Annotated in this window: 13 protein-coding genes; 11 read left to right on the forward strand and 2 right to left on the reverse strand. The window is 45.1% G+C overall.

Features of this window, described 5'->3' with window-relative positions; genetic code table 11:
- Positions 1-21: 21 nt before the first annotated feature.
- Entirely contained in the window at positions 22-747 is a 726-nt protein-coding gene (locus ACFWMP_RS24870) for an HNH endonuclease (RefSeq protein ID WP_379424945.1), read from the reverse strand.
- Positions 748-1109: 362 nt separating this feature from the next.
- On the opposite strand from ACFWMP_RS24870, the gene ACFWMP_RS24875 reads away from it, so the two are divergent.
- The 11 genes from ACFWMP_RS24875 to ACFWMP_RS24925 all read left to right on the forward strand — a co-directional run bounded on the left by ACFWMP_RS24875 (position 1110) and on the right by ACFWMP_RS24925 (position 16725).
- Positions 1110-1592 (forward strand): hypothetical protein, encoded by a 483-nt coding sequence (locus tag ACFWMP_RS24875; RefSeq protein ID WP_042184442.1) that lies wholly within the window; start codon positions 1110-1112, stop codon positions 1590-1592.
- Between the two features lie 52 nt (positions 1593-1644).
- Complete coding sequence (locus ACFWMP_RS24880) at positions 1645-2664, forward strand: LacI family DNA-binding transcriptional regulator (RefSeq protein ID WP_379424946.1); 1020 nt, start codon at positions 1645-1647, stop codon at positions 2662-2664.
- Between the two features lie 305 nt (positions 2665-2969).
- Positions 2970-4307 (forward strand): glycoside hydrolase family 30 protein, encoded by a 1338-nt coding sequence (locus tag ACFWMP_RS24885; protein WP_042184446.1) that lies wholly within the window; start codon positions 2970-2972, stop codon positions 4305-4307.
- Positions 4308-4335: 28 nt separating this feature from the next.
- On the forward strand, positions 4336-7563 hold the full coding sequence (locus tag ACFWMP_RS24890; protein WP_042184448.1) for a hypothetical protein: 3228 nt from the start codon (positions 4336-4338) through the stop codon (positions 7561-7563).
- Between the two features lie 230 nt (positions 7564-7793).
- Complete coding sequence (locus tag ACFWMP_RS24895; protein WP_379424975.1) at positions 7794-8780, forward strand: ABC transporter permease; 987 nt, start codon at positions 7794-7796, stop codon at positions 8778-8780.
- 18 nt (positions 8781-8798) lie between these two features.
- Positions 8799-9689 (forward strand): carbohydrate ABC transporter permease, encoded by an 891-nt coding sequence (locus ACFWMP_RS24900; protein ID WP_042184450.1) that lies wholly within the window; start codon positions 8799-8801, stop codon positions 9687-9689.
- A 110-nt stretch (positions 9690-9799) separates the two neighbouring features.
- Positions 9800-11500 carry a type 2 periplasmic-binding domain-containing protein gene (locus tag ACFWMP_RS24905; protein WP_042184452.1) on the forward strand — a complete coding sequence of 567 codons (1701 nt, stop codon included), beginning with the start codon at positions 9800-9802 and terminating at the stop codon, positions 11498-11500.
- A 105-nt stretch (positions 11501-11605) separates the two neighbouring features.
- Entirely contained in the window at positions 11606-13537 is a 1932-nt protein-coding gene (locus tag ACFWMP_RS24910) for a cache domain-containing sensor histidine kinase (protein WP_379424947.1), read from the forward strand.
- Positions 13534-15096 (forward strand): response regulator, encoded by a 1563-nt coding sequence (locus tag ACFWMP_RS24915; protein WP_042184456.1) that lies wholly within the window; start codon positions 13534-13536, stop codon positions 15094-15096. Before ACFWMP_RS24910 ends, ACFWMP_RS24915 begins: the two co-directional genes overlap by 4 nt.
- A gap of 148 nt (positions 15097-15244) precedes the next feature.
- On the forward strand, positions 15245-16048 hold the full coding sequence (locus ACFWMP_RS24920; RefSeq protein WP_042184458.1) for an AAC(3) family N-acetyltransferase: 804 nt from the start codon (positions 15245-15247) through the stop codon (positions 16046-16048).
- Between the two features lie 38 nt (positions 16049-16086).
- Positions 16087-16725 carry a histidine phosphatase family protein gene (locus tag ACFWMP_RS24925; RefSeq protein ID WP_379424948.1) on the forward strand — a complete coding sequence of 213 codons (639 nt, stop codon included), beginning with the start codon at positions 16087-16089 and terminating at the stop codon, positions 16723-16725.
- Between the two features lie 84 nt (positions 16726-16809).
- Here ACFWMP_RS24925 and ACFWMP_RS24930 read toward each other — a convergent pair.
- Positions 16810-18273 (reverse strand): S-layer homology domain-containing protein (locus ACFWMP_RS24930; protein WP_379424949.1); only part of this gene is annotated, 1464 nt, incomplete at its 5' end.

Genomic DNA, 18273 nt, shown 5'->3' on the forward strand with positions numbered 1-18273 from the left:
AGGGCTTTTTGATTTAAGTTGTTATATTCGGCCCATAAAATCCTCAACAGATTTATCAGCTTTAGTCTGATTACATAACGTGCAAGCGCAGACGCAATTATCTGGGGTTGTATGACCCCCTTTAGCACGAGGTAGTAAATGATCAATGGTGTCCCCATAAGCGCCGCAGAAGTAGCAGGTGTAATTGTCTCTGGCTAGTATATAAGATCGAAAATCCTTATTACTATACAATCGTCGAATCGTTCGACGGTTTACAACGATAGCGGCATGTTCCCTGACCAGGATAATTGCAAGCGCTAGATCAATCTCCTGATGCCAGCGCCGTCCCTTGTCGCTATGACCGCGCATTAGAATCATCCCTTTGGTAGAAGGAATCAATTGGGTTGGATCTTCGGGATTTAGCTTTGTGCTTTGAGAATGCGGCCGTTTTCTTCGTTGTTCCAAACCTCGTACGCGTCGGTTCGGATTAGATTGTGCTGAAGAAGCAGCAGCGGAAGACGGCTTTCCCTCTTTGGGACGCTCCAATAGAGTGTGCTGATGGGTTTGGATCGTATCAAGCTTCACCAGTAAGGGGTTTGCTGTGAGTTTTATATTTAGTGTTTCCCGTTGTTTCCGACATTCGCGGCAGGTACCACGGCGTGACTGCCCCTTGGAACGTTTGCCTGTACGTCTGCGAAATTCTGTGAGCGGCTTTAGCTTGTGGCAATAAGCACACTGCTTGGTAGATAGAAGGTCGGTATCGTTCATAGGTATGTTAGGTGCAGCGCATGTGTACGCATGTCCTGTCTCCTTGTTTTTGAAATAAAAACTATAAGTTCCACACCATACTTTATGTCTTGGGTTTCTCGCTTATAAGGACGTAGAAATTGTTTATGCTTTGGATTCAATGATGTTCATTTATGAGTTCCGTTAATTGAAATGTTAGCTTCTAAACTTAGTATAACGTAAAGCGCTGCTGTTCACATCGTACGTAAAAAAACCATAAACACAGCCAAATTTGTGATATGCATCTCGGTGATAAACAGGGAAAACTTGTAAAATAGAAAAAAGGGCAGATTCGTTATCTAGATAGGGTTGCTCTAATTCTTATTTGGAAATGGGGAAGTGAAATGGAATTAACGAAGGGAAGGCCGGGTACAGTAACATGGCTTTATATTCTTCTTATTTTTTTAGGGGTTGGAGCGTTAGGAGGGGGCGGTGCTCTTGTAATAGATCCAAGCGGGGATCTAATGAAAATGCCGACTTCTATGCTGGAAAGATCGCCATTCTCTGATTTTTTATTCCCGGGTATTCTGCTATTTATCGTATTTGGATTACTGCCCCTCCTCGTTGTTTATGGTCTGATCAAGAGACCTCAGTGGCACTTGGTGGAACGATTAAATCCGTTCAAGAAATTATATAGCTTCTGGGCTTTGTCTCTGTATATCGGGTTTGGGCAAATCATTTGGATAACGGTGCAGACGTACATGCTGAATAGTGTTGCAATTATACATCTGATCTATATGAGTCTGGGGCTGTTGATTCAGACCGTTACACTACTCCCCTCTGTACAAAGTTACTTTTCGCTGGACGGCGGTACGGAAAGACGTTAAAATTGCAGTGAACAAAAGGCATTTCATTTGTCAGGGCAAGGAGCGAGCCGATTTGACAACGATATACGATATTGCCAAAAGAACCGGTTACTCTCCAACAACGGTTTCTAAGGCGTTTAATAATTATTCCGATGTACGTGAGAAAACTCGTCAGGAAATATTCCAGGTTGCCCAAGAAATGGGGTATTTGCCAAATTCACATGCCCGTACATTGACCACTAAGAAATCGTGGACCATCGGCGTGCTGTTCGTAGAGAATACGGGATTTGGTATTCGCCATCCTTTTTTCAGCGCTGTGATCGAAAGCTTTAAGAAGGTTGCTGTTGAAAAGGGTTATGCCCTCATGTTTATCTCCAAAGATGTCGGTGGTAAGCAAAGCGGTTATTTAGAGAATTGCAGGATTCGTGGCGTAGACGGCGTTGTTGTCTTCTTGTCCGATTATGAGGATCCGTATTTCCGTGAACTGCTTGAGAGTGATATTCCTACCGTTATTATGGATTTCGAGACTTCTGAGACGCATACGGTATGCTCAGATAATACTTCTGGAGCCCAGCTGGCAGTGGAGTATCTAGCCTCTTTGGGGCATCGCAAGATTGCCCATATATCCGGCGGCATGAACACATTTCCAGGTAAAATGCGGGAGTTGGGTTACAAGACCGCTATGAAGCAGCGAGGGTTTAAAGTACCTAAGTCCTATGTGGTAAACGGAGCCTTTTATTCTCGGGAAAGCGGATATAACGCGATGCTGGAGCTTCTTAAGCTCCCTGAACGTCCAACCGCCGTCTTTGCTTCCGGTGACTTACTAGCCTTAGGGGCTATTATGGCCGCTAAAGATAGTGGACTTTCCGTACCGATGGATATTTCAGTTATGGGTTACGATGACATCGATCTTGCCGAGTACGTTACACCTGCATTGACAACGGTGCGTCAGGATACGGAGCTTCTTGGAAGCCAAGCGGCGGACATTCTTTTAACCTCAATTGAAGGTAAAGTATTAGATAAGGAAGCGATTTTAGTTCCGGTGGAAGTGGTTGAACGGGAATCCTGTGCACCTCCGATTAGCGGAAAGTAGTCTGATAAATCTTGACGAACTGAAAAGAGTCCTGCTAAAGTAAAAGACAGTATAGCTTTCAATTGTTCTTATGAGATGAGATAGTGGTATTTGGCACATCTTATGTAGTGAGATGGAGCTATAATAGACCCATTGTTATAAATGCTCTTTCAATTGATTTGGAAGATCATTTTTTTTCGAAACAAACGAAACCGGTTTCGATTGTTTCGATTTGATGGCTCATTGCTCCGAATCTATAACATCGGAAGATGATCCAGTAAAGACTAGTGCTTTGGTAAGAAAACAATTCAAAGGAGCTGGATGAAATGGCAAAAGTTCAAACTGTGGTAACTGCAAAAGATACAGGGGAACGCTTAACTCCAAAAGATGCAATTGTTTTTAGCGCAAGAGTAGGATCTGGGTCTGCCGATGTGGAGATTAAGCCAGAGCAGGAGTTTCAAAAGATGATTGGATTTGGTGGCGCTTTCACTGAAGCTGCTGCTTATACGTTGTCACGTCTGAGCTCCGAGAAACGAGCAGAGGTTATTCATCGGTACTTCCATCCAGTAGAGGGATTAGGCTATAGCATGGGGCGTGTTCATATACACAGCTGTGATTTTGCCCTCGGTAATTATACTTATGTTGCTGATCATGACACAGAGCTAGCTACTTTTGATATCTCACATGACCATAAGTGGGTACTTCCGCTGATAAAAGATGCCATGGAAGTAAGAGGCGGTGCATTCACGATGCTGGCTTCTCCTTGGAGCCCTCCGGCATGGATGAAAACAAATGGAGAAATGAATAACGGTGGATCACTGAAGCCGGAATACGCAGAAGTTTGGGCGCGCTACTATACGAAATACATTGAAGCTTATGGAAAAGAGGGAGTACCGATTTGGGCAGTTTCCGTGCAAAATGAGCCGGCTGCCGTTCAGGTCTGGGATTCATGTATTTATAGTGCGGAAGAGGAACGGGATTTTGTTAAAAATTATCTTGGACCGGTGATGCATCAGACCGGCCATTCAGATGTGAACATTGTAATCTGGGATCATAACCGCGATATTATGGTCGAGCGTGCTTCGGCAGTATTATCTGATCCTGAAGCTGCAAAGTATGTGTGGGGTACAGGTATTCACTGGTACGGAGGCGAGGAGTTCGACAAAGTAGAAAAGGTACATGATTTATTTCCTGACAAGCATTTGTTGTTCACAGAGGGCTGCCAAGAGGGCGGCGTTAAGCTGGGAGAATGGTTTACAGGCGAACGTTACGGCAGAAACATGATTGGAGATCTCAATGCGTGGACAGAAGGATACCTGGATTGGAACCTGGTACTGGATGAGACTGGAGGTCCTAACCATGTAGGCAATCTCTGCGATGCGCCGATTATTGCAGATACTACAACGGATGAAGTGCACTATAACAGCTCCTATTATTACATTGGGCATTTCAGTAAATTCATTGCGCCAGGTGCAGTACGGATCGGATTTACATCTGAAGCGGAAGGTATCTTAACCACAGCATTCCGTAATCCTGACGGTAGTATAGCTGTCGTACTGATGAATGAAAGTGAAGAAGAGCACAATGTAACGCTAGGTCTAGGCGAAGAGATTGCAAGCTGCGAGCTATCGCCTCATTCCATCGTAACGCATTTGATTTCATAAATAATCTACAACTTAGGAGGACATAAATATGAGCAACTATTATTTCGAATCAGGTACATTTGTAATGGAGCAATTTGATGAAGGAAAGCCTTTTTCCAGTTTCTTACCGGGTCTTGCCGGACTGAAGGGAATTCCGATGTGGACTTTTTATGTGAATCGGGGTCAGGCCATTTGCAGCTTCGGGGTACGCGATAAGAATTCGCCGATCATGGAATTCTCTCCTGCAAATATCTCTTATAAGAACGTAGGGACGACCGGTTTCAGAACCTTTATCAAAATTAAAGGTGAGCAAGAGATTTATGAACCGTTTCAATCTGCACGTCCAGATCCTGCTGCAAAGCGCCTCATGACCATTTTGCCTAATGGGCTTACTATTGAAGAAAGCCATGCCGGACATGGTCTGAAGACGACCGTACACTATTTTAATTTGCCTAATGACGATTATGCAGCATTGGTACGTCGGGTAGAGATTGAGAACATCGGCGGTAAAGAGATCGAGCTGGAGCTGATGGATGGTTTGCCTGAAATCTTGCCTTACGGCGTAGAAAACAGTGGATACAAGGAAATAGGGAATCTGCTGCGCAGCTGGATGGACGTATACAACTTAGAGAATGGTATTCCGTTCTATAAGCTGCGTTCCAGTACCAATGATGATGCACAGGTTAGCGAAATTACCAATGGCCATTTCTACCTGTCGTTCACTGGAGAAGGAGAAAAAGTCTCGCCAATCGTCGATTTCGAGCTAGTCTTTGGTGGCAATACCTCGCTTACGTACCCGGACCGCTTTGCGGGATTAACCCTTGCCGAACTGGGCGAGCTTCCACAATACCCCGTCAACAAGGTTCCGTGCGGTTTTAGCGGAGTGGCAAGACGTTTAGCACCAGGTAGCAATCTGATCCTGAATACACTGGTTGGACATGTAAATGACATCGACAAAATCAATAAGAAGGCGGAGCAGTTATGCCGCGATGAATATATCCTGTCTAAATCTCAAGAGGCCGCAGGTCTGACGGAGGAATTAACGGAAGATATTGCTACTCACACTTCATCGGCTGTGTTTGATGCGTATTGCCGTCAATCCTATCTCGATAACTTCCTGCGTGGAGGCTATCCTTTTGTCTTTGACAATGGTGGTGATGGCTTTGTAGTTCACTTATACTCGCGTAAGCACGGTGACTTGGAGCGTGACTACAATTTCTTCTCACTCGCCCCAGAATATTATTCACAGGGGAACGGAAACTTCCGTGATATGAATCAGAATCGTCGGAATGATGTGTTTTTTAATCCGAAGGTGGGTAGCTTTAACATCAAAATGTTCTATAGCTTGATTCAGGCGGATGGTTACAATCCACTGAGCGTGCAAGGAACAACCTTTGAAGTGAAACCGGATAGTAAGGCACAAGCTGCGGAGTGGATTGGAAAAGCTGCGGCAGATCATCAAGCTGAGCTTGTAAAGCTGTGTAGCACTCGGTTCACACCAGGTAGCTTAGTGAACTATATTGCGGATCATAACGTTGCCTTGAAGGTAAGCGAACAACAATTTTTGTCGGGATTACTTGCCCTGTCACAGCAAAACATTGAGGCAGCCTTTGGCGAAGGCTTCTGGTCGGATCACTGGACATATAATATGGATCTGGTAGTAGGTTACTTGGATATCTTCCCTGACAAAAAGCAGGAGCTTCTATTTGGGGATAACACCTATGCGTTCTATGACAGCCCAGCGTATGTGCTGCCACGTAGTGAGAAATATGTAATCAGTGACGGAAAGGCCCGGCAATATGGTGCACTCCTTGAGGATGAGGAGAAGCTGCACAAGCTGAAATGGAAAGCTGGAGATACCCATTGGCTGCGTACTGAAGGCGGTCACGGCGCCATTTACCACACCAATCTGTTCGTGAAGATGTTGTCTCTTGCCTTGAATAAATTTGCTACGCTTGATCCTTATGGTATGGGTGTAGAAATGGAAGGCAATAAGCCGGGCTGGAACGATGCTATGAATGGACTGCCTGGATTGTTCGGCTCCGGAATGAGTGAGACTTTTGAGCTGAAACGTACCGTAGTCTTTTTGTTAGATGCTCTGAACAGCAAAGAAAGCGTCCAAGGAGCTGTAGACCTGCCAGAAGAAATTGCCCAGTTGCTTGAAGAGGTATATCATGCGGTCACGGCGGTTCTGTCGGGAGATTTGGAACAATTTAATTATTGGGATACTGTAGCTTCGGCGCGTGAGGCTTATAGAGCACGTATCCGTTTCGGTATTACTGGAACTGAGTCTGAAGTAACCTTAGAATACATTCGTGAGGCCCTCTCCAAGTTCTTGGTCAAAATCGACGAGGGAATCAACAAGGCAGTAGAACTTGGTAACGGACTTACCCCAACCTATTTCCGCTTTGAGGCGAAGAAATTCCAGCAGGTAACAGATGCTGAAGGTCAACCAGTACTTAGCGGATACGGCCTGCCAAAAGCTGTGGTAGAGGAGTTTGAGGTCTATGCATTGCCATACTTCCTTGAGGGGCCTACTCGCCTGTTGAAGACGCTGAAAGATCCGGTGCAAGCCAAAGAAATCTATAATTTGATTAAGCAAACAGAGTTATATGATCCGACTACGTCTATGTATCAAACTTCGGTTAGTCTAGAGGGTGAGTCTCATGAGATCGGACGAATGAGAGCCTTTACGCCAGGCTGGTTAGAGCGGGAGTCCAACTTCCTGCATATGTCCTATAAATATTTACTTGAGCTGTTGAAGGGCGGGCTTTATGAGGAGTTCTACGGAGAACTGAAGACCTCGCTAGTTCCGTTCCTAGATCCGGCTGTCTATGGACGCAGCACGCTTGAAAATTCATCCTTTATCGCTACCGGAGGTAATCCTGATCCGAACAATCATGGTAGAGGGTTCGTTGCAAGATTAAGTGGGTCGACTGCTGAATTCTTGAGTATGTGGAGAACGATGATGGCCGGAAGCCATGTTTTCAGAGTAGAAGATGGACAGCTTACATTATCTTTGGATCCGGTTCTACCAGGCTGGCTATTTGATGAACAAGGCAATCTCTCTTTCACATTTCTAGGTGGCACGGAAGTAACTTATTCGAACCCACAATGTGAGAATACATTTGGTGAGAAGAAGGTTGTTATTCAGAGCATGACGCTCGTCTATCACGATGGAACAGTGACCGAAATTTCAGGAGCACTCGTTCGTGGCGATGAGGCAGAGGCTCTGCGGCGTGGAGAGATCAAGCAAATTCGAGCAATAATGGCATAGAAAATAAGGGAGGGCCTAGGCCCTCCCTTTATTTTTTTCTCCAAATATAAGGATAAACGCTTACCGTCCTTAAAGGATGGCGAAAGCGTTTTAGCTTGAACCCGAAAAATGGAACCTATAATCCGAAATTCAATACCTTATGGAGACAGGCAAAAGCAAATACAATGAATACATAGATATTGTAAACGCTTTATACAAGAGCGGATATAGAGATTCTGGAGGTCCATATGATGGAGAAAAAAACAAATGGGGAATTAAGCCCAGCGATGAAGCCTCAATTTTCGGGCAATTTCGAAACCGGTAAAGTAAATCGTACCCCGCTTTGGAAGAAGTTCATTACCCAACGACATTTGCAGACAATGGCACTGCTCGGTGTAGTATGGATGATTATTTTTAACTACATTCCGATGTATGGCATTATTATCGCCTTCAAGGAGTACAACATCGTCAAGCCAATCTCAGAAGCCCCTTGGGTCGGTCTCGCGAATTTCAAAGAGTTCCTGGCGGACGATAATTTTGTGCATGTAATGAAGAATACGCTGGGCATCAGCTTAATCAAACTGTTGATCTTTCCGTTGCCGATCATATTCGCTCTCTTTCTGAATGAAATCCGATCCGTTCGCTTTAAGAAGAGTATTCAGACGATATCGTATCTGCCCCACTTCCTGTCTTGGGTCGTCCTTGGCGGGATTCTTGCCACTTGGCTGGCAGATATAGGCATCATCAACAATATTCTGATGGCGCTGCATGTGATCGACCAGCCAATTTCGTTCCTGGCTGAACCAAAATATTTTTGGACTATTATTATTACCTCGGATTTATGGAAGGAGTTGGGCTGGTCAGCGATCATCTATCTGGCTGCCATTACCAGCATATCTCCCGAAATGTATGAAGCGGCCACCATCGATGGTGCCGGAAGATTCCAGAAAATGTGGTATGTTACCGTACCGACCATTAAAGGAACGATCAGCATCTTGTTTATTCTGGCGGTTAGCGGTGTACTGAACTCCAATTTTGATCAGATTCTGGTACTGCGCAATTCGCTGAATGACAGCGCGAGCAATGTGATTGACTATTATGTTTACTATACCGGTCTGCTTTCGGCCCGCTTCTCGTATTCAACTGCAATTGGGATGTTCAAATCGGTTATCTCGCTCATTCTGCTGCTAATTGCCAACCAAGTATCCAAAAAACTCAACGACACCTCGTTGTTTTAGGCCAAGGAGGACCTGTACATGATTACACTGAATCGCAGAACCAAGGGCGAAGTCGTCTTTGATATAGTCAACAATATTGGAATGCTTTGTATTTGCTTCGTTACGCTGTATCCGATCTGGTACGTGCTGGTTAATGCTTTTAATGACGGGAAAGATGCTATGCTGGGTGGGATTTACTGGTTTCCGCGCAAGTTTTCATTGGAGAACTTTAGTGCCGTATTCGCTAGCCCGGGTATTATGAGGGCGATGTGGCTTACCGTAGCCAAAACACTTCTTGGCGTAGGTCTGCATGTGTTCTTTACGGCGATGGTTGCTTATGCGTTTTCCCGCAGGGAACTGATTGGGGGCAAATTCTACATCCTGTTAGGCACGATAACCATGATCTTCGCAGGCGGACTTATTCCGACGTACCTACTCATCAGAGATCTTCATCTGCTAGAAAATTTCCTGGTCTATATTATTCCGGTCATGTTCAGCTTCTTCGATCTAATCATCTTCATGACCTTCTTCCGGGATATTCCTGATGGTCTCGAGGAAGCGGCGCGTATTGACGGAGCTAATGACTGGTCCATCTTCCTGCGGGTTGTCCTACCGGTATCCTTGCCCGTACTGGCTACCATTGCGCTGTTCCATGGCGTTTATCAATGGAATGATTATTTTACCGGAATGATTTATATGAACAATGAAAACATGCAACCGATTCAAACCTTCCTGTACCGGGTTGTTGCCCAGTCCAGCTCGAATCTGATGATGACTGCCGTCCAGGGAAGCGCCGTGACTAGGACGGTGACCTCGCAGTCCATCAAGCTGGCTACCATGGTTGTTACAACACTTCCGATCGTCTTTGCTTACCCTTTCCTGCAACGTTATTTCGTCAAAGGGATGATGATTGGCTCCATCAAGGGCTAAGTGCCGGTCGCACTTCACCCGAACTAGTGGTGTCTCCTCCAGACTGCTCCCGCAGTCTTGGAGTTGCAAATTATAATTATTAATCAATCTAAGAAAAGGGGTAAACAAGCATGGACATGAAAAGAAAGCCAAAGAAAATAATGCTGCTGCTTATGGCAACAATCATGGTTCTGTCCGTAGCGGGCTGTTCCGGCAACAATGGCAACGCCGCAAACAAAGGTAATACCGCAAACAAGACTGAAGGCAACACAGCAGAGGCAACAGCTACAACAGCGCCAGAAGCTACAGCACTATCCGCTGATGAGCCGGGTTGGAAATCCGACACATCACCAATTACGTTTGACTGGTACCTGAACTTTGCCTGGTTCCCTAATAAATGGGGTGTGGATCCAACTTCCCAATATATCACTAAAAAAACCGGTGTTGACATTAACTTTATCGTTCCAGCCGGTAATGAAAATGAAAAGCTGAACACACTGATTGCTTCCGGTAAACTGCCGGACTTCATTACACTGGGATGGTATGAAGATGCAGTTAAGAAAATGATTGAAGGTAATCTCGTGCTTCCTCTTAACAAACTGGCAGAAGAATATGATCCTTACTTCTTCAAAGTATCCGACCCTGACAAACTGGGATGGTACACACAAGCTGATGGCAATGTATACGGTTATCCGAATGCTTCTTCCTCACCTAAAGATTACGAGAAATATGGCGACACTTATGTATCCAACCAAACCTTCGTAGTCCGCAAAGATATTTATGAAGCGATTGGCAGTCCTGATATGCGCACACCGGAAGGATTCGTGGCAGCGCTGAAGGCCGCTAAAGAGAAATTCCCTGCAATCGATGGTCAACCGATAATTCCGCTCGGTCTGCACGAATTTACCGCAACTGGTAACGATTCTCTGGAACAATACATTCAGAACTTCTTAGCTATTCCAAGAGAAAAAGACGGCAAGTTATACAATCGTGAGACTGACCCTGAATATATCCGCTGGATGAAAACTTTGCGTCAAGCGAACCAAGACGGCTTGCTTTCTAAAGATATCTTTATTGACAAACGTCCTCAAATGGAAGAAAAAATCGCTCAAGGCCGTTACTTCGCGATGCTGTACCAACGCACTGACTTTGCAGCCCAATTGGGAACTCTGTACCAGCAAGACCCGAACAAAATTTATATCGCTGTTGACGGACCGGCTAATACCAACCTAGATGCACCTACTCTGAACGGCCCTGCCATTTCCGGATGGACAGTAACGCTGATCTCCAAAGATGTTAAAGACAAAGCACGCGCTATTAAATTCCTTAGTTACCTGAACAGTGAAGAAGGTAATAAAGATCTCTATCTTGGAGAAAAAGGCGTCAGCTATGATACCATTGACGGCAAAGACCAATTTAAACCAGAAGTCTTTGATCTGATGAATAAAGACCGTTCGGCATTCGACAAGCAATATGGTTCTTCCTTTACGTTCTGGATGCTGATGAATACCAATATTACAGCGCAATGGACACCTACAGCTGTAGAGCCTTTCAAACAGCTTGAAGACTGGACTCGCGGAAAAACAAAAAGTATCTCCGAGTTTGATCAAATCGATCCGTTGGCAAGCTCCCCTGAGGGCGTCATCTTATCTAAAATTAAAGATTTGCGCAGCAAAACGTTACCGAAGCTTTTGATGGCTCCATCCGATGCTGAATTTGATTCCATCTGGACAGATTACATCAAGAAGCAAGAGGATCTGGGTCTGGCTAAAGTGCAAGCCTTCCAGCAAACAAAATATGAAGAGAATAAGCAAAAACTCGCAAAAAAATAAAATAAACAGGACCCAATCGCCCGCTAATGCGGGCGATTGGGTTATTTTCAATCTATAAATATGGTATAGATATTAAATAGGTTAAGTATTCACTATTTTAGCGAGGTGGACAGAACAGAAGTGTATAGTGTGAACAGGCGTGAGCGAGCTAGAGCATTATGGCATTCTTTTAGTTATTGGTGGGGGAGAAGATCTCTCCAGAGTCGTTTAATTTCAGCCTATGTTTTTATTATTTTAGGCCCGTGCTTGCTGGTATCCGTCTACTTCTATGAGTCTATCAATAATACCTATCTCAGAGATGCCGTCGAGAAAAATGATTATTTGCTGCAAATGGAAAAATTACATATCTATAATCAAATTGAGGCGATGGAACGTGCGGCGCAGATGGCTTATTCTGATACCGATGTAGAAGAATTCCTTGCGAATGAAACTGAACCCCAGCTAGTAGATTTGATTAATTTCAATACAAATGCCTATGTGAATATGACTCGTATTCAATTTAATAATCCGAATATTGAGCATTTGAGGCTGTATTCGAGAAGCGATAAAGTGCATGAAATTTGGCCGATTATCTTTCGGGAAGAGCGGGTTTCTTCCAAGCCATGGTTTCAGAAAGCGCTTCAATTGAAGGGACAGGAATACTGGTCTTTTCAGAAAAGTGATCCTGATCTGATGCAGAGATACTTGGAAGCACCGGCGGAGAGTCTGCCAAAGGTTTCGTTGTTGCGTGAGAAGAGTCGTCCAGCAGACAATCATATCGGTATGGTGCAGGTGGATATGCTGCTGAGTCGTTTTACACCCAAGACGTATACAGACGTCCGGGATAATCAGACCCAGATGTTCCTTGTGGATAGTGAGCTACAGGTTTTCACCAGACCGGATCATTCTTTTTTGCAGGATAATCTGAAGATGGCCGATATGATTGCAGAACGGTATAAGCATTTTCGGGAAACTGGAGAATGGGATAGTGATTACTCGGAGAATGGTCGATCTTTTTTGTTGATTAACACTCCGCTAGAACGTATTGATGCTTATTTGTTAAATGTAGTGTCCATGGAGGGAGTTATGAAGGATATCTCCCGAACGCGCAACTTAATCATTGGAGCCAATGTCGGGTTCATTACCCTGCTAACGCTGATTGCTTATGTGACAAATGCCTTTATTCTAAAAAATCTACGTAGATTGACCGAAACAATGAAAAAAGTGCGCAGAGGTGAAGCCTACAGTGGAATTATGATTCGTGGTGGAGGGGAAGTCGGTGAGCTTGCCCATCATTTCTCCAAACTGATGAACACGATCAATACATTGGTGGCTCAAGCAGTGAGCAAGCAAGCATTGTCAAAAGAGGCTGAGCTACGTACGCTGCATAACCAGATTGACGCACATTTTTTGTATAATACGCTGGAAAATATTAAAATGCTGGCTGAAATTGAGAACCAACGAACGATCTCGGATGCATTAACCTCACTGGGGGGGATGATGCGTTATAATTTCAAATGGTCCGGAGAGTATGTGAAGCTGCGAGATGAAATTCGCCATATTGAGAACTACATTGAAGTGATGAATATTCGTTTTGAATATCCGGTTAAGCTGGTGCTTCATATTGAGCCTCGATATATGGAGCTGGAGGTGCTTAAAATGTCACTGCAGCCTATTGTGGAGAACAGTGTTAAGCATGCTTGGTGTGGGGAGAAAGAAAATTTACAGGACCCGAGCATTAATATTCATATTTCGGAAACGGAAGGTGATATTTCCATAGAGCTTCGTGATAATGGTATCGGTCTTACCCCAGAACGTCTAGTTGCTTTAAACGAGGCGATATATGCTAAGGATGAATGTTGTGATTGTGATAGCTCCTGTGAACAGCGGGAAGTAAGCCAGAGAGCAGGGGGCATAGGACTGCGAAATGTACACCAGCGTCTGCAAATCTTTTATGGCGAAGAATACGGGCTTGTAGTACAGAGCGAGGCAGGGAGTTGGACGATGGTACGTCTAAGCTTGCCGAAAGTTCTTTTGACGGGAGAAAAACAACCATGAAGAAATTACTGATCGTTGATGATGAGAAAAATATTCGTGTAGGTCTGAAGATCATGATTGAAAGGGAATTTCCATCCGCATATTCGATCATAATGGCGAGCAATGGTGCAGAGGCGCTCGAGGTCTTTAAGACAGATGGTGCAGATATTATTATTACGGATATTCGTATGCCGGTAATGGATGGAATTACGTTGTTGGAGCGGTTGTCTTCGGCGACAGGGGGCGAGAAAAGTCCGGCAGTGCTAATTTTAAGTGGGTATGACGATTTCGAATATGCCAAAAGCGCGATCCGTTATCGCGTGAAGGATTATTTACTTAAACCGATTCGTAGAGATGAATTATTCGAAATCTTGAAGTGTATAGACAAGGAGGAGGAGGAGCAGAATCTCAGCGCAAGGCAGCAGGAACAGGAAGCAGAACGTTTTCGCCGAGAGCTGCGTTCTAGCCGTTTACGCGAGCTGCTTATGCAGCAGGAAGTTCAGTTGGAGCGAGAGCAGCAGGAGAGCCTAGATGACTTGGAGGTTCCTTTTACAGTAGGTGTGTTGAATTACTATTGTAATGACGGAACAAGAATGAAGCCTGGGGATGTTCAGGGGCTGGTTGAACGATTGATGGGACCACTTGAAAAATATTTCTCGGAAATCACAACGGACTGGGACGGTAAGCTAGTATTGCTCGGAACCAGAAAACAGGACTTTATTGAGCTGTCCAGACAAGCTGAAGCCAAAGAAATAATGGGATTGTCGATTGGGATAAGTAGCGAAGGAGGAAGTCTTGCAGACCTTCGTTCCTGTTATAAGGAAGCTTGTCGGGCATTACAGTATACTTTTGTATATCCACAAGTGAACTTGTTGAATTACGAGGATGTGAGTCAAGAACGGTCTAATTCCCCCTTACCAAAGGAGGAAATTCGCAAGCTGCTCAATATGCTTGGAACAGAACGCGAGAAGGAGATGAAGCATCTTCTGGCTGTGATTTTTCAGACTGAGCATTTGAAGGCGCTTGACCTGTCTTATTTGGAGTCGGTGGGACAGAATATCAATGAATTGGTGCTGGATGAAGTATTTCGGGTGCATGGCGAGGCCTCGGTAGAGGTGTTGAAGCTGTATCGCACAGTGGGCAATATGTACAATTATCGTCATTTTCATGATTATTATCGTGCGCTTGAGAATTTGCTCCTGAGTGTGAGTAATTACATTGTAGGGGTACGCTCTGCTCATACGGAGCATGCTGACATGGAGGAAGCGCTGCACTATATTGAAGCCAACTATGCTCGTCCACTAAATATGGCTATGGTTAGTAACCATGTTTCTTTGAATTATTCTTATTTTAGCGAAGCCTTCAAAGCATATACTGGTGAGAATTTTGTCATTTATTTAAAAAAGGTACGCATCCGTCATGCTAAAGAACTGCTAGCGAAAGACTGTGGCAAGCTTGCTGAGGTTTCGGAGAAAGTAGGTTTTGAGAACAGTAAGCAATTTGCCCGTGTATTCAAAGAGTTGGAAGGGATCTCTCCAGGGGATTATAGAGCCAAAATGCTGTCTGAAGATCTGTCGTAAAAGGCAGGATAAGTAGCTTTAGTATAAATATCATTGCTGAACTGTACCTTGATGGGCGTTAAGGGTGTCGTTAGAAGTGATCCTCCTATATAATGGCAGTGAGAAGCTTTGCTAGGATTAGCAGCAAGAGAGTTTGGAGGAATGAAGGGTGGAAGAAATTCAAGGCAATTTGATTACAGTTCAGACGTTGGCAGAGGACTTTCGGCGACTGGGTGTACAGGCGGGGATGACGATTATACTGCATTCGTCCTTCAAATCACTAGGCCAATGGGTGGCAGGTGGCCCGGTTGCCGTTATTTTGGCGCTTGAGGAGGTTCTTGGAGAGTCAGGTACACTTGTGATGCCCACGCATTCTAGTGATCTGACGGACCCTGCTGGCTGGAGTAACCCACCGGTACCCGAATCTTGGTGGCAGAGTATCCGTGAGCAGATGCCGGCTTATGATCCAGACCTGACCCCACTGAGAGGAATGGGGGTTATTCCGGATTGCTTCCGTAGACAAAAAGAGGTAAAGCGCAGCGATCACCCCATTCATTCATTTGCGGCTTGGGGCAAGCATAGGGATGAGATTATATATGGTCACTCCCTCGAATACGGTTTGGGGGATGACTCTCCATTAGCTCGTATTTATGATCTGGGGGGAAGTGTGCTGCTGCTAGGCGTTGGTAATCTGAATAATACTTCATTACATCTTGCTGAATGCCGGGCCTTCTATGAAGGAAAGAAGGAAGCCATTGGCGGAGCACCTATACTAGTGGATGGTCATAGACAGTGGGTGGAATTCAAGGAGCTAGATTGGAACTCTGACGATTTCGTTGATCTTGCTGAGCAATTCGGGCAAGAGACAGGGCTCATTACAAATGGTCATATCGCCTCAGCTGCAGCTCAATTGATTCCACAGCGTGAAATTGTAGACTATGCGGTGAACTGGATGGAGCAAAACAGGAAGTAGACTATCTCTGAATTTGGGATTAGGAGGAGAAGCAACGGATGAGTACTACAACGATATATCTAACGCGTCATGGACAGACAGAATGGAATGTGCAGAATCGTATGCAAGGTCATATGGATTCTGCGCTGACGACGCTTGGCGTACAACAGGCGGAATGGTTGAGCCAGGGAATGCAGGCTACAAATCTGGATGTCATTTATGCAAGCTCTAGCCCAAGGGCGCTGCGTACAGCTGAAATTATACGCGGAGAGCGGGATGTTCCGCTGAAGATTTCCGATGCATTTAAAGAAATTGGCATGGGCGTATGGGAAGGTAGAGATTCTGCTGAACTGGCAGCTCAGTATTCAGACCAGCATCGTTATTTCTGGAAGGAACCCGACCGGTTTAAAGTGGAGGGCAGCGAGACCTTCGCAGAGGTGCAGACAAGAGCACTGGAGAAGCTTCAGGAAATTCTCACTGCCCATCAGGGTGAGACGATTCTTATCGTAACGCATACGGTAGTGATCAAGCTCTTGATGGCTTATTTTGAGGGCAGAGAGTTGCCTAAGCTATGGGATCTGCCTTACATGTATCCAACCTGCTTATCCAGGATTGATTTTACGGATGGCGTGCCGGAGATCCTGCTGCACGGGGATACAAGTCATTATGAAGAGAATGAGGCTGGGATGGAATCCTAGAGGTTATATGAAAAAGAGGCGGTTCCTCGAGTGCATTATGCACCCTAGGAACCGCCTTTTTGTCCTCAGAGCTGTGGGCCTTTATTAATTGATGAACTGAAGAGATTTCAAGGTCTTCTCCAGCATCGTAACGGCTTCAGCACGAGTTGCCAGCTTTTGTGGAGCAAAGGAACCGTCTTTCGCTCCTTGAATGATGCCCTCAGCAGCGATTTCTGCTACTGCTGCTTGGGACCAAGCAGGAATGCTTGCTGCGTCACTGAATTTAGCTAGTGCTGCAGGATCGGCATTTAAGGTTTTGCCCGTGTACTTGATGGCTTTAGCTAATACAGAGGCCATTTCTTGCCGAGTGATCGGGCTACCTGGCTTAAAGCTGCCATCGGTATAACCAGAAATCAATTCGGCTTCTGCAGCAGTGCGAATAGCATCAGCATACCATGCGTTTGGATTTACATCCTTAAAAGTTGTCTCGCCACCCGTTGTCACAAGTCCAAGAGAACGCGTAATTAATGCTGCGAACTCAGCCCGTGTGATCGACTGTGAAGGAGAGAATGTGTCGCTATTGGTTCCACTAACGATCAGTTTGGAAGCTAACAGATCAATGGACGCTTTAGCCCAGTGTCCGCTAATATCTCCGAACGTTTTGGAAGATTTAACAACGGTGTAATAGCTGTTGCTGTTCCGTTTAATCGTAACATCTGTTGTTCCATTAGCCTTAGGGGCAAATATCGCAGGCACGAAGGAAATCTTGCCTGTAGCAGGCACGAAGACGACTGCCGTTGCGTTATTTGAATTTAAGGAAGTAGGTACATTGATCGTCCGATTAACATAAGTACTGCCGAAGTTGTTCAGCGGTACACGCTTAGATCCGGCTACTGCTGAAACACTAAATTCGATTACTGGAGCAGCTAAAGTAGCATTACCTAGCTGTGAAGCGATAGCTTGGTTTGTGCTGCTTAGCGTTTTCGAATCCGCTAATAGAATGGATACTGTAATTGTAAAGTCGCTGGTGCCTAATTGAGCGGCAAGCGATACACTGTTTATAACACTGAGCGGCAAGGAATACGAAGCGCCATCAGTAGTAAGGGTAAGAATGGTGTTAGGCTGTGCAGCAGCTTGTTTTACAAGCACACTGCCTGGGAGTTCTACTTGAGCGCCGCCAGTAGTCGCTTTAACCGGAATAACCAGTTCATGTTTACCAGTTGGCAGTTCAGCAAGTTGTTTGGTCAGATCAGCAGCATCAATTGTTGTTACTTGCGGTGCAGCCGTTGGTGCTGTTGTTGCAGTAGGTGTTGGTGCTACTGTTGCTGTTGATGTTGGAACTGTTGGTGATGTTGGCACTGGTGTCGGCACTGGTGTCGGAGTTGGGGTTATCTCCGGCAATGGTGCACCCTTCAGATCCACAATCCGGCCCTCAACAGCGGAAGTGTTCGCAGTGACATTTCCAATCTTCTGAAGATACTTCGTAAATACATCAAAGTCCGGCAGGTACAGTAGATTCACGCGACCTTCTTTATAGGCCTTTTCAAGTGAAGTATAGAAATCTCCACC

It is taken from the genome of Paenibacillus sp. NPDC058367, assembly GCF_042723305.1.
Taxonomy (GTDB): Bacteria; Bacillota; Bacilli; order Paenibacillales; family Paenibacillaceae; genus Paenibacillus_AQ.

What these genes read in the sequence shown, in the direction of transcription:
- ACFWMP_RS24870 (WP_379424945.1), bottom strand. Translation starts at nt 747, where the DNA reads ATGAACGATACCGACCTTCTATCTACCAAGCAGTGTGCTTATTGCCAC.
- ACFWMP_RS24875 (WP_042184442.1), top strand. Translation starts at nt 1,110, where the DNA reads ATGGAATTAACGAAGGGAAGGCCGGGTACAGTAACATGGCTTTATATT.
- ACFWMP_RS24885 (WP_042184446.1), top strand. Translation starts at nt 2,970, where the DNA reads ATGGCAAAAGTTCAAACTGTGGTAACTGCAAAAGATACAGGGGAACGC.
- ACFWMP_RS24890 (WP_042184448.1), top strand. Translation starts at nt 4,336, where the DNA reads ATGAGCAACTATTATTTCGAATCAGGTACATTTGTAATGGAGCAATTT.
- ACFWMP_RS24895 (WP_379424975.1), top strand. Translation starts at nt 7,794, where the DNA reads ATGGAGAAAAAAACAAATGGGGAATTAAGCCCAGCGATGAAGCCTCAA.
- ACFWMP_RS24900 (WP_042184450.1), top strand. Translation starts at nt 8,799, where the DNA reads ATGATTACACTGAATCGCAGAACCAAGGGCGAAGTCGTCTTTGATATA.
- ACFWMP_RS24905 (WP_042184452.1), top strand. Translation starts at nt 9,800, where the DNA reads ATGGACATGAAAAGAAAGCCAAAGAAAATAATGCTGCTGCTTATGGCA.
- ACFWMP_RS24915 (WP_042184456.1), top strand. Translation starts at nt 13,534, where the DNA reads ATGAAGAAATTACTGATCGTTGATGATGAGAAAAATATTCGTGTAGGT.
- ACFWMP_RS24925 (WP_379424948.1), top strand. Translation starts at nt 16,087, where the DNA reads ATGAGTACTACAACGATATATCTAACGCGTCATGGACAGACAGAATGG.